The sequence below is a fragment of the Micromonospora sp. NPDC048868 genome (assembly GCF_043198195.1).
In the GTDB taxonomy this organism is placed as follows: Bacteria; Actinomycetota; Actinomycetes; order Mycobacteriales; family Micromonosporaceae; genus Micromonospora; species Micromonospora reichwaldensis.
On the sequence record NZ_JBICUN010000010.1, the window covers coordinates 119,796 to 131,741 of the forward strand.

The following is an 11,946-nucleotide window of genomic DNA, read 5'->3' on the forward strand; positions in this document are numbered from 1 at the left end:
CGCGCAGGGATCAAGCCTGACCGCCCGGAGCGGGCGGGGCTCCCCCGGAAACCCCACCCACGGACCCCCCCGAATCCCACCGACCCACGAGCAACCAAAAACGGGACGACGCAAGATCGATGCGACTGACACCATTGGGCGCGTGCTGCTCACCCTGACCACCACGCACCGCCCGGCCACCGACCTCGGACACCTGCTGATCAAGCACCCCGACCGCGCGCACGCCTTCGACGTGCCGGTCGGCACCGCGCACGTGTTCTACCCGGAGGCGGACGAGCAGCGTTGCACCGCCGCCCTGCTGCTCGACGTCGACCCGCTTCGGCTGGCCGGCGCGCGGGGCCGCGGCCGGCAGCAGGCGCCGACCCCGGACAGCTTCACCCTCGGGCGGTACGTCAACGACCGGCCCTACGCGGCGTCCAGCCTGCTCTCCTCCGCGCTGTCCAAGGTGTACCGCTCGGCCCTGCGCGGCGAGTCCCGCGAGCGCCCCGAGCTGGCCCGTACGCCGATCCCGCTGGAGGTGCGGGTGCCGGTGCTGCGCTGCCGGGGTGGCGCGGACGTGGCGGTCCGGATGTTCGGCCCGCTCGGCTGGGCGGTGACCGCCGCCCCGATCCCGCTCGACGAGCGGCACCCGGAGTGGGGCGACAGCCGGTACGTCGACCTGACGCTGACCGGCACGCTGCGCGTCGCCGACGCGCTCAACCACCTCTACGTCCTGCTGCCGGTGCTGGACGACGCCAAGCACTACTGGGTCGCCCCGGACGAGGTCGACAAGCTGCTGCGGGCGGGCGAGGGCTGGCTGGCCGACCACCCGGAGCGCGACATGATCACCCGCCGCTACCTGGCGCACCGGCGGGCGCTGGCCGGGCTGGCCCTGGCCCGCCTGGCCGAGCGGCACCCGACCGACGAGCCCGCCGCCGACGGGACGACCGAAAACGAGGCGACGGGGGACGGCACGACCACGGACGGGGCGACCGGGGAGGGCGGGCAGGTCTCGGCCCGCCGGGCGTCACTGGCCGCGCGCCGGCGGGAGGCGGTGCTCGGCGCGCTGGCCGGCGCGGGTGCGAGCCGGGTGCTGGATCTCGGCTGCGGCGGCGGTGCCCTGCTCGCCGCGCTGGTCGGCGACCGCCGGTTCACCGAGATCGTGGGCACCGACGTGTCCACGCACGCGCTGACCCTGGCCGCCCGGCGGCTGCGGCTGGACCGGCTGCCCGAGCGGCAGCGGGACCGCATCCGGCTCTGGCAGTCCGCGCTGACCTACCGGGACGACCGGCTGCGCGGGTACGACGCGGCGGTGCTGATGGAGGTGATCGAGCACGTCGATCCGCCCCGGCTGCCGGCACTGGAGGACGCCGTGCTCGGTCACGCCAACTCGGCGACCGTCGTGGTGACCACGCCGAACGCCGAGTACAACGTCCGCTACGAGGGGCTGCCCGCCGGGCGGTTCCGGCACGCCGACCACCGCTTCGAGTGGACCCGCGCGGAGTTCGCCGCCTGGGTCGACCGGGTGTCCACCACGTACGGCTACACCGCCGCGATCAGCGGGGTCGGCGACGACGATCCCGAGGTCGGCGCCCCCACCCAGCTCGTCGTGCTGACCCGGAAGGAGAACCCGTGACCACCCTCGACATCCCCGAGCTGGCCCTGGTCGCACTCGTCGGCGTCTCCGGCTCCGGCAAGTCCACCTTCGCGCGCCGGCACTTCGCGCCCAGCCAGGTGCTCTCCTCGGACACGTTCCGGGCGATGGTCGCCGATGACGAGAACGACCAGTCCGCCTCCGCCGACGCCTTCGACGCGCTGCACCACGTCGCCGCCACGCGGCTGCGCCGGGGCCGGCTCACGGTGGTCGACGCGACCAACCTCCAGCCGCACGCCCGGGCGGGCCTGGTGCGGGTGGCCCGCGAGCACGACGTGCTGCCGGTGGCCGTCGTGCTGGACGTGCCCGAGGCGCTGGCGTGGGAACGCACCGAGAGCCGCGCCGACCGCACCTTCAACCGGCACGTGCTCGCCCGGATGCAGCGCGACCTGCGCCGCTCGTACAAGCTGTTGGCCCGGGAGGGCTTCCGCAAGGTGCACGTGCTGCGCGGCGTCGAGGAGATCGACGCCGCCGAGATCCGCTACGAGAAGCTGTTCAACGACCGGCGCGAGCTGACCGGGCCGTTCGACATCGTCGGGGACGTGCACGGCTGCCGCGCCGAGCTGGAGACGCTGCTCGTCCGGCTCGGCTGGGAGCTGCGCCGCGACGAGCGGGGCCGGCCGGTGGACGCGACGCACCCGTCGGGGCGTACCGCCGTCTTCGTCGGTGACCTGGTGGACCGCGGCCCGGACTCGCCCGGCGTGCTCCGCCTGGTGATGGGCATGGTCGCCGCCGGGCACGCGATCTGCGTGCCCGGCAACCACGAGCAGAAGCTGCTGCGCCGGCTGCGCGGCCGCGAGGTGCGGCTCACCCACGGGCTGGCCGAGACGATGGAGCAGCTGGCGGCCGAGCCGGACGCCTTCGTGGCCGAGGTGGCGGGCTTCATCGACGGACTGACCAGCCACTTCGTGCTCGACGGCGGCCGGCTGGTGGTCGCGCACGCCGGGCTGAAGGAGGCGTACCAGGGCCGCGCGTCGGGCCGGGTGCGCTCCTTCGCGCTGTACGGCGAGACCACCGGCGAGACCGACGAGTACGGGATGCCGGTGCGCTACCCGTGGGCGCGGGAGTACCGGGGTTCGGCGATGGTGGTCTACGGGCACACCCCGGCCGCCGTCCCGGAGTGGGTGAACAACACCATCTGCGTCGACACCGGCTGCGTCTTCGGCGGCCGGCTCACCGCGCTGCGCTACCCGGAGAAGGAGCTGGTCTCGGTGCCGGCGGAGCGGGAGTGGTACGCCCCGACCCGCCCGCTGGCCGCCGCGCCGGCCCGACCCGACCAGGTGCTGGAGCTGACCGACGTGACCGGCCGGCGGCACGTCGAGCACCCGTACGGGTCGCTGACCGTGCCGGCGGAGAACGCGGCCGCCGCGCTGGAGGTGATGAGCCGCTTCGCGGTCGACCCGCGCTGGCTGGCCTGGCTGCCGCCGACGATGGCGCCCTGCTCGACGGCGACGGCGGGCGGCTTCCTGGAGCACCCGGCGCAGGCGTTCGCCGACTACCGCGCGGCGGGCGTGGACCGGGTGGTCTGCGAGGAGAAGCACATGGGCTCGCGGGCCGTGGTGCTGGTCTGCCGGGAGCCCGACGGCGGGCCCTTCGGTCCGGGTGGCGGGGTGGTGCACACCCGCACCGGCCGCCCGTTCTTCGGCGCGCCGCTCGACACCGAGCTGCTCGACCGGGTGCGCGCGGCGGTCGGCGGGGCGGGACTCTGGGACGAGCTGGGCACCGACTGGCTGCTGCTCGACTGCGAGCTGCTGCCCTGGTCGGCGAAGGCGGGCGGCCTGATCCGCGAGCAGTACGCCGGGGTCGGCGCCGCCGGCCGGGCCGCCCTGCCGGCGACGCTGGCCGCGCTGGAGGCCGCTGCCGGGCGGGGGCTGCCCGTGGCGGAGCTGCGTGACCGGATGGCCCGTCGCCGCGACGAGATCCTGGCCTACTCGGACGCCTACCGGGCGTACGTGGGGCCGACCGACGGGCTGCGCGGGGTGACCCTGGCCCCGTTCGCGGTGCTGGCCGGTGCGAAGGCCAGCTACGCCGACCGGGACCACGGCTGGCACCTCGGGCTGGCCGACCGGCTCTGCGCCGCCGATCCGGAGTTCTTCACGCCGACCCGCCGCCAGGTCGTCGAACTGGCCGATCCGGCCGCCGAGGCGGCGGCCACCGAGTGGTGGCTGGCGCTGACGGCGGCCGGCGGCGAGGGCATGGTGGTGAAGCCGTACGCCGGCCCGGCCGCCCGCACCGAGCGGGGCTCGCTGCTCCAGCCGGGCATCAAGTGCCGGGGCCGGGAGTACCTGCGCATCATCTACGGCCCGGGCTACGACGAGCCGGAGCAGCTGGCCGCGCTGCGCCGCCGGTCGCTGGGGCGCAAGCGGGGGCTGGCGCTGCGCGAGCACGGGCTGGGGCTGGCGGCGCTGGACGCGCTGGTCGCCGGTGCTCCGCTGTGGCGCCGGCACGAGCTGGTCTTCGCGATCCTGGCCTGCGAGTCCGAGCCGGTCGACCCCCGGCTGTGACGACGCGCGACGGGTGACGGCGGTCGACGGCGGCCGTCACCCGTACCGCCGGGCGCCGGCTGTCGGTTCCTGCGGGTATGGTCGCCGGCCATGACGTACGAGGCGTTCTACGAGCCGGCCGACGGTGGTCGGTTCGGGTCGACGCCGGCGACCGCCGGCCCGTGGGATCCGGCCGCCCAGCACGCCGGCCCGCCGTCGGCCCTGCTCGCCCGGACGCTCGCCGGCCACGAACCGGTCGACGGCCAGCTCCTCACCCGCGTGTCGGTGGACATCCTGCGCCCGGTGCCGGTGGCGGAGCTGACGCTGCGGGTCCGTACGGTCCGGGCCGGCCGCCGGATCACGCTGGTGGAGGGGATCGCGGAGGCCGGCGGGCAGGAGGTGCTGCACGCCCGGGGCTGGCGCGTCCTGGCCCCGGCCGAGCCGACGCCCGCGACGGCCGACGACGGGCCGCCGGTGCCGGGGCCGGACGCGGGCACCGAGCCGGAGCACTGGGCCGCCGCGCACTCCGCCGGCTACCTGTCGGCCATGCAGTGGCGTTTCGTCTCCGGCGCGTTCGTCGAGCCGGGCCCGGCCCGGGTGTGGGTACGGCCCCGGATCCCCTTGCTGCCCGGCGAGCCCGTCGGCCCCGCGGAGCTGGCGCTGCTGGTGGCGGACTCGGGCAGCGGGGTGAGTGCCCGCCTGGACCTGGCCCGGTGGCTGTTCGTGAACGTCGACCTGACGGTGACCCTGCACCGGCCGCCGCGCGGCGAGTGGCTCCTGCTCGACTCGGCCACCACCATCGGGCCGCACGGTTCGGGCGTGGCGTCGAGCCGGCTGGCCGACGCCGACGGCACGGTGGGCGGCGCGGTGCAGACGCTCGTCGTCGCACCCCGCTGAGGCGGCGCGGCGGGCGGGGGCCCGGTGCCGGATGTGCCTGCCCGGCCGGGGTGGCACCGCCTCGCGCGCTGTGACGTCGAGCACCGGGCAGGCCGGCAGCCACCTAGACTACGGACGTTCCATCACCGACCGGCATACATCGGAGGTCGCCTCGTGCCGACGCCCACCACCACCCTGGCCCTGGGGCCGAGCTGGCTCGATCCAGAGGTGTTGATCTCGACGTTCGGGCTGATCGGCATCCTGGTGATCGTCTTCGCCGAGTCCGGCCTGCTGATCGGGTTCTTCCTGCCGGGCGACTCGCTGCTGTTCACCGCGGGGCTGCTCACCGCGGACGGGAAGTACATCACCTACCCGCTGTGGCTGGTCTGCCTGCTCATCACCATCGCGGCGATCGCCGGCGACCAGGTCGGGTACGCGTTCGGCCGCAAGGTCGGCCCGGCGCTGTTCCGCCGGCCGAACTCGAAGCTGTTCAAGCAGGAGAACGTGCTCAAGGCGCACGAGTTCTTCGAGAAGTACGGCGCGCGCTCCATCGTGCTGGCCCGCTTCGTGCCGATCGTGCGGACGTTCACGCCGATCGTTGCCGGGGTCAGCCGGATGAACTACCGCACGTTCGTGATCTACAACGTGATCGGCGGCGTGCTCTGGGGCACGGGCGTGACCGTGCTCGGCTACTTCCTCGGCCAGATCCCGTTCGTCAAGGCGAACATCGAGATGATCCTGATCGCCATCGTGGTGATCTCGGTTGTCCCGATCGCCGTCGAGCTGCTGCGGGCGCGGATGGCCGCCAAGCGTGGCACCACCGCCCAGGAACGGGCCGCCGCCGAGGAGGCGATCCGGGAGACCCGCGAGCACTACGGCAAGCACTGACCGACCGGCCGTCCGGTGCCGCCCCCGGTGGGGGATGGCACCGGACGAACGGTGAAGGTCAGCGCGCCTTCTTGGTGGCGCGCTTGCGCGGCGGGGTCAGCAGATCGGCGATCGTGGCGATCGCCGTCGGCACCAGCCGGTAGTACGCCCAGACACCGCGCTTCTCCCGCTCCAGCAAGCCGGCCTCGGTGAGGATACGCAGGTGGTGACTGACCGTCGGCTGCGAGAGGCCGAGGGGTGCGGTCAGGTCGCACACGCACGCCTCGCCCTCGGGCGCCGACTGGATCAGGCTGAGCAGCCGAAGTCGAGCGGGGTCGGCGAGGGCCTTGAGGACCCCCGCCAGACGCTCGGCATCGGCACGTTCGATCGGCTCGCCGGCAAGCGGCGAGATCTGAGGCATAGTCATTTCGGCCAACGCAGTTCCCACGTATTCCATCCTTCCACCAGCAGCATCGATCCGCCTGCATATCGGCGGATCCGAATCGGCAGACTTTTACGCCACAAGGCCGAGGTCAGCCAACGTATAGGCCGCTCGATACGGCAATCCGGCGGCTCGCACCGCGTCGCCGGCGCCTCGATCAACAATAACCGCCACACCCACGATCTCGGCCCCGACCTCGCGAAGGGCCTCGACCGCCGTCAACACACTTCCCCCGGTGGTGGAAGTGTCCTCCACCGCCAACACCCGCCGGCCGGCCACGTCCGGCCCTTCGATCCGACGCTGGAGACCGTGCGTCTTACCCGCCTTGCGGACCACGAACGCGTCCACCGGACGGTCGGTCCCGGACGCGGCGTGCACCATCGACAGCGCCACCGGGTCGGCGCCAAGGGTCAGCCCGCCCACCGCGTCGTACTCCCAGTCGGCCGTCAGGTCACGCATCACGCGCCCCACCAACGGAGCGGCCTGGTGATGGAGCGTGACGCGACGTAGATCGACGTACCAGTCGGCCTCGCGGCCTGAGGAGAGCACCACCCGGCCGTGGACCACCGCCAGGTCAGTGATGAATTTACGCAGGTCGTCGTGGTCCCCCATGCCGATAGAGGGTACTGCTCAAGTCTGGGAGTCGTGTGCGGGGTCCACCGGGATCAGCCCTGGGGGCGACCGACGGGTGGCGATGGCCGGCTACGCTGAGCGACCGTTCAGCCGGACATATCGGACGATCGACGGAGGTCGACGGGGCGAGCCGCCCCCGACCCGCCGCTCAGCCGCCGTCGCGGCCGATCCGGCCCCGGGTGTCCCGGGACACCGCCTCCAGCAGCCGCCGGGGCGCGTGCCGCAGCCCCACCACGGCGAGCTTGTACTTCCACGCGGGAACGCTGACCAGCTTGCCTTTCCGCAGGTCACGCAGGGCTTCGTCGACCACGTCGTCGGCCCGCAGCCACATCCACTCCGGCGTCTTCGACATGTTGATGCCGGCGCGCTCGTGGAACTCCGTACGCGTGTAGCCGGGGCAGAGCGCCATCACGCGCACGTCGAAGGGCCGGGCGGACTGGCCGACGGACTCGCTGAAGTTGGTGACCCACGCCTTGCTGGCGGAGTATGTCGACCCCGGCATGACCACGCCGAACCCCGCCACCGAAGAGACATTTATCACTGCCCCACGGCGCCGCTCGGTCATCGGACGCAGGGCCGCGAGGGTCAGCCGCAGCACGGCGTGCACGTTGAGCCGCAGCAGCCGCGCCTCGTCCTCGGCGGACGAGCGCAGGAAGGGGGTGTTCAGGCTGATCCCGGCGTTGTTGACAAGCAACTCGATCGGCGGGCCCTCGGCCAGGCGCCGCTCCACCGTCGCGCAACCGTCGTCGGTGGACAGGTCGGCCGGGAGCGTCTCGACCTCCCGGCCGTGCCGCCCGGTCAGCTCGGCGGCCGTCGCGGCCAGCCGGTCCGCGTCCCGGGCCACCAGCACCAGGTGCCAACCGTCGGCGGCCAGCCTGCGAGCGAAGGCGGCACCGATGCCAGCGGTCGCTCCGGTGATCAGGGCCCACCGCTCGCTGGCCGACTGGTCGAGCGTCACGGGCGGTCCTCACTCGGCGGGTACGGGGGCGCGGGCGGCTGGTGCGGGGGCTGGACGGGTGGCGGCGCGGGCGACGCCGGAGGGTGGTGCGGGGCGGACGGCGCGGGTCGCGGACGGAACCAGACGCCCGCCGCCGGCAGTGCCAGCAGCACGGCTACCACAAGGTAACCGAGCACCTGGCCGACGGAAAGCCCCGCGCCCAGCGGAATCCACCAGGACGGGTAGGCGTCGGCGAGGAGGCCGAGGAGTTCCGCCGTCGGCCGCTCGTCCTCGCCCGACCCGAGCGGAGTGGCGCGCTGCCCGACCAGCAGCGCGAGCCCGCAGCACCCGGCGATCAGCCCCAGCCCCGAGACCACCCAGGTGGCGGTGCGGGCGCCGTCCCGGCCGGCGCGCAGGCCGAGGGCGAGACCGGCGAGGAGCAGCCCCGCGAGCAGGCTCACCACCGCCGTCAGCACGGTGGACACGCTCAGCAGGGTGACCGTCCCGTCGATCTGGTCCGGGAGCGCCGAGGTGTCCGCCGCGGCGGCGCGGAACCGGTCGACGGTGCCGTTCCGGGTCGCCACACCGGCGGCGGCGTACGCGAGGGCGGCGACCGCCATCAGCGCCAGCAGCGCCACGGCCGCCGTGACCACGGCCGGGCGGCGGGCCGGTGCCCGATCGGGGTGCGACACGACGAGTCCCTCCGGTAGGCGTCGGGTTGCAACCTACTCGGAGGGACCGTCGGCGTCGCTGTTATCGACCGGTCAACTCACCGGCGGCGGGGTCGGTCCGGGACGATCCGACCCGGGCTGCTCGCCACCCGGGTTCGACCCCGGCTGGTCCCCGCCGTACGGCGTGGACGGCGGCTGGTCGCCCGGGGCCGGCGGGTAGCCAGGCTGGTCGGACGCCTGCGGCTGGCCCGGCGTGGGCGGGTACCCCGGCGTGGGCGGGTAGCCGGGCTGGCCGGACTGCGGGTAGCCGGGCTGGCCACCGGACTGCGGGTAGGCCGCACCCGGGACCGGCGGCTCCCAGCCCTGCTTCGGCTTGCGGAAGAACTCGTTGGCCTTCGGCAGCGCCAGCAGGATCAGCGCGGCGAGCAGCGCGAGCAGCCCGAGCACGCTGAGCAGCGTGGTGACCGGGGTGAACCAGCCGGGCAGCGCCTCGTCGAGGCGGCGCTGGATCTCCTCCGCGCTCGGCGCGTCGCCGGTCGTCTGACCGGTGCCGATGCCGCCGCCCACTCCGCTGACCAGTCCGCCGCCCGTGCAGCAGACCATGATGCCGCCGAGCACCCAGGTGGTGATCCGCGAGCCGTTGCTGCCCTTGTTGTTGAACACCCCGAGCACGGCCAGCACGACCGCGAGCAGGAGCACGAAGACGGCGCCACCGATGGCGATCATCGTGGTGATGTCGGCCAGGTTCTGCGTGCCGTTGGCGTCGGTGCCCCGGTACGCGTCGTCGAGCACCTCCGACATGGTGCCGACGGTGGAGAGAGTGATGATGAGGCCGATCAGCTGGGTGAGCGCGAACAGCCACAGCAGATACGTGGATATGGTCACCACACCCGGCCGGGTGCGGGCCGGCGTGTTGTGGGAATCGACCATGATTCTCCTTCCCTAGATCGCGGTCACACCGTATCCAGGTCGAGCCAGTCCGGCACGTCAGACGGGCGTTGACCCGCCGGGACGGCGGCGATCGCGGGCCACGGGCGGCACCTCAGTAGCCGCGCCACTCCGCGCGGGCGTACTCCAGCACGTGGGGCTGGAGCAGGGTGGAGGCCGGCACGTCCACCCGGCCCCGGTCGGCGGGGAAGGACCCGGCGGCGGAGAGCGTCGCCGCGTCGAGGAAGCGCAGCGCGGGCGCGTCCGGCGGCAGGGCCAGGGCGGGCGCGGTCGGGCCGGGGGCCGCCAGCAGGAAACCCCAGTCGCCGAAGGACGGCACGTCCACGTGGTACGGCGTGGTGGCGAAGCCCGCCTCGCGCAGCGACGCCTCGATCGACCAGTACGACCGGGGCGCGAAGTACGGCGAGCCGGACTGCACGACCAGCCGCCCGCCCTCGGCGAGCACCGCCCGCACCAGCGCGTAGAACTCGACCGTGTAGAGCTTTGCGGTGGCCGTCTCGTCCGGGTCGGGCAGGTCCGCCACCACCGCGTCGAACCGGTCGGGGGCGGTACGCAGCCAGGCGAACGCGTCGGCGTGCACCACCCGCACCCGGGGGTCGTCGAGCGCCCCGCCGTTGAGCCGGCGCAGCTGCGGCTCGCTGCGGGCCAGCGCCACCACCGCCGGGTCCAGGTCCACCACCGTGATCCGCCGGACGTCCGGATAGCGCAGCAGCTCGCGTACGGCGAGACCGTCCCCGGCGCCCAGCACCAGCACCTCGCCGCGCGGGCCGTTCAGCACCGGATGCACCAGCGCCTCGTGGTAGCGGTACTCGTCGACGGAGCTGAACTGGAGGTCGCCGTTGAGGAAGAGCCGCAGGTCGGTGCCGGAGCGGCCGGTCTCGGCGACCGAGCGGGTGAGCACGATCTCCTGGTAGCGGCTGCGCTCGGAGTGCACCACCGGGTCCCGGTAGAGCTGCTGGCGGGCGGTCAGCTCGAAGTCGTGCGCGGTCACCCACGCGTACCCGAGGCTGAGGAAGACCACGACGCTGCCGGCGCCGAGCGCGATGCGCGCCCGGCGGCTCAGCTCCCGCCGGAAGACCGTGCAGACCAGTGCGAGCCCGGCGACGGCGTTCACCGCGCCGACCACCAGCGCGCCCTTGAGCAGGCCGAAGACCGGCAGCAGCAGGAACGGGAAGGCCAGCCCGCCGAGCAGCGCGCCGACGTAGTCGGCGGCGAACAGGTCCGCCACCGCGCTACCCGCCGCCTGCTCCCGGATGCGTTGCAGCAGCACCATCAGCAGCGGAATCTCCGCGCCGATCAGCAGGCCGAGCACGAAGGCGGTGGCGACCAGCGCCGGGCCGTAGAGGTCCAGCCACGCGAAGGCCGCGTAGAGGCCGAGCACGGAGAGGCCACCGAGCAGGGCCAGGGCCAGCTCGATCGCGGCGAACGCGGGAGCGGACCGGGGCTGCAGGGGCTTGGCGGCGAGCGCCCCCACGCCCATCGCGAACACCATCACGCCGAGCACGATCGACGCCTGCCCGACCGTGTCCCCGATCAGGTAGCTGCCCAGGGCGACGAGGGCCAGCTCGTAGACCAGGCCGCAGGCGGCACAGACGAAGACCGCGACGAGCACCGCCGCGCGGGACAGCCGCCACCGCGCGGGCGGTGCCTGCGCGTCGACGGTCACCGGCCCTCCGGCGTACGCCTGGGGTCCCGCGCGGCGGCCTGCCGGGCGACGCGGGGATTCTGCATCCGGGCGGCCGCCTGTGCCTGCCGCTCGGCCTCCTCGCGGCGTTGCCGGCCGCGCTGCCAGAAGCCGACGGCGAACAGCAGCGCGGTGAACAGCAGCAGGCCGACCGCGGCGAGCAGGTAGCCCCAGCGGTCACGCCAGAGGTCGCTACCGGCGTCCGGCAGCGGTGGCGCGTCGGCCGTCGCGGCCGCCGGGGTCGCAGCCGGCTCCACCACCCCCGCCTCGGCGGCGAGCAGCGGCAGCGAGACGGCGGCCCGGGTGACGGCCCAACCCGGCTCGTCGACGAAGGCGTCCTCGGTCAGCCCGAGCCGCTCCAGCCCGCTCTGCATCCGCAGGCGGGCGGTGGCGGAGACGTCGTCGGAGGTTTCCACCGTGATGCGGGCGAAGTCGTTGCTCTCGCTGCTCTCCGACGTGTACGCGACCCGGGCGACCACCTGCGCCCAGCGCGGGCAGGCCGGGTTCTCCTCGACCGCCACCCCGTCGCCGAGGTTCGACCCGACGCTCAGCTCGGTGTAGCCGTAGTAGTCCTGGAGCACCCAGCCGTAGCAGATGCCCTGGCTGGCGCTGGCGCGTTGCAGGATCGGCACGGTGTCGCCGCGTTCCTGCGAGGTCGGCGGCAGCACGTCGTCGCCTCCGTCGCGGCTGTTGACCACGCCGATGCCCACGCAGCACAGGAAGGCCACGCCGACGATCACCCAGATGACCCAGCTGCCGCTCTTCATCGGGC

11 protein-coding genes are annotated in these 11,946 nt (G+C 73.9%); 4 read left to right on the forward strand and 7 right to left on the reverse strand.

The features are described 5' to 3' along the window. Positions 1–142 precede the first annotated feature (142 nt). The 4 genes from ACGFNF_RS18040 (at position 143) to ACGFNF_RS18055 (ending at position 5,880) form a co-directional block, all read left to right on the forward strand. Positions 143–1,615 carry a 3' terminal RNA ribose 2'-O-methyltransferase Hen1 gene (locus ACGFNF_RS18040; protein WP_393169138.1) on the forward strand — a complete coding sequence of 491 codons (1,473 nt, stop codon included), beginning with the start codon at positions 143–145 and terminating at the stop codon, positions 1,613–1,615. Beyond that, positions 1,612–4,137 (forward strand): polynucleotide kinase-phosphatase, encoded by a 2,526-nt coding sequence (locus tag ACGFNF_RS18045; RefSeq protein WP_393169140.1) that lies wholly within the window; start codon positions 1,612–1,614, stop codon positions 4,135–4,137. The genes ACGFNF_RS18040 and ACGFNF_RS18045 overlap by 4 nt, the downstream gene beginning before the upstream one ends. Before the next feature lie 90 nt (positions 4,138–4,227). Next, positions 4,228–5,013, forward strand: a complete 786-nt coding sequence (locus ACGFNF_RS18050; RefSeq protein ID WP_393169142.1) for a thioesterase family protein — start codon at positions 4,228–4,230, stop codon at positions 5,011–5,013. 153 nt (positions 5,014–5,166) lie between these two features. Then, positions 5,167–5,880, forward strand: coding sequence for a DedA family protein (locus ACGFNF_RS18055; protein WP_393169144.1), 714 nt, complete (start codon positions 5,167–5,169; stop codon positions 5,878–5,880). 58 nt (positions 5,881–5,938) lie between these two features. On the opposite strand, the gene ACGFNF_RS18060 is transcribed toward ACGFNF_RS18055, so the two are convergent. From ACGFNF_RS18060 to ACGFNF_RS18090, 7 genes are all read right to left on the reverse strand, one after another. Then, positions 5,939–6,316 carry a helix-turn-helix transcriptional regulator gene (locus ACGFNF_RS18060; RefSeq protein ID WP_007073957.1) on the reverse strand — a complete coding sequence of 126 codons (378 nt, stop codon included), beginning with the start codon at positions 6,314–6,316 and terminating at the stop codon, positions 5,939–5,941. A 57-nt stretch (positions 6,317–6,373) separates the two neighbouring features. Beyond that, positions 6,374–6,913, reverse strand: a complete 540-nt coding sequence (locus ACGFNF_RS18065; protein WP_121397268.1) for an orotate phosphoribosyltransferase — start codon at positions 6,911–6,913, stop codon at positions 6,374–6,376. Positions 6,914–7,082: 169 nt separating this feature from the next. After that, positions 7,083–7,892, reverse strand: a complete 810-nt coding sequence (locus ACGFNF_RS18070) for an SDR family NAD(P)-dependent oxidoreductase (protein WP_393169146.1) — start codon at positions 7,890–7,892, stop codon at positions 7,083–7,085. After that, complete coding sequence (locus ACGFNF_RS18075) at positions 7,889–8,563, reverse strand: hypothetical protein (RefSeq protein WP_393169148.1); 675 nt, start codon at positions 8,561–8,563, stop codon at positions 7,889–7,891. The genes ACGFNF_RS18070 and ACGFNF_RS18075 overlap by 4 nt, the downstream gene beginning before the upstream one ends. 72 nt (positions 8,564–8,635) lie before the next feature. Further along, positions 8,636–9,472, reverse strand: a complete 837-nt coding sequence (locus ACGFNF_RS18080) for a hypothetical protein (RefSeq protein WP_393169150.1) — start codon at positions 9,470–9,472, stop codon at positions 8,636–8,638. Positions 9,473–9,584: 112 nt separating this feature from the next. Further along, the gene (locus tag ACGFNF_RS18085) at positions 9,585–11,156 is read right to left on the reverse strand and encodes a polyamine aminopropyltransferase (RefSeq protein WP_393169152.1); all 1,572 of its coding nucleotides are present in this window, start codon (positions 11,154–11,156) and stop codon (positions 9,585–9,587) included. Further along, complete coding sequence (locus tag ACGFNF_RS18090; protein ID WP_393169330.1) at positions 11,153–11,920, reverse strand: hypothetical protein; 768 nt, start codon at positions 11,918–11,920, stop codon at positions 11,153–11,155. Before ACGFNF_RS18090 ends, ACGFNF_RS18085 begins: the two co-directional genes overlap by 4 nt. Positions 11,921–11,946 lie beyond the last annotated feature (26 nt).

What these genes read in the sequence shown, in the direction of transcription:
- ACGFNF_RS18050 (WP_393169142.1), top strand. Translation starts at nt 4,228, where the DNA reads ATGACGTACGAGGCGTTCTACGAGCCGGCCGACGGTGGTCGGTTCGGG.
- ACGFNF_RS18060 (WP_007073957.1), bottom strand. Translation starts at nt 6,316, where the DNA reads ATGGAATACGTGGGAACTGCGTTGGCCGAAATGACTATGCCTCAGATC.
- ACGFNF_RS18065 (WP_121397268.1), bottom strand. Translation starts at nt 6,913, where the DNA reads ATGGGGGACCACGACGACCTGCGTAAATTCATCACTGACCTGGCGGTG.
- ACGFNF_RS18080 (WP_393169150.1), bottom strand. Translation starts at nt 9,472, where the DNA reads ATGGTCGATTCCCACAACACGCCGGCCCGCACCCGGCCGGGTGTGGTG.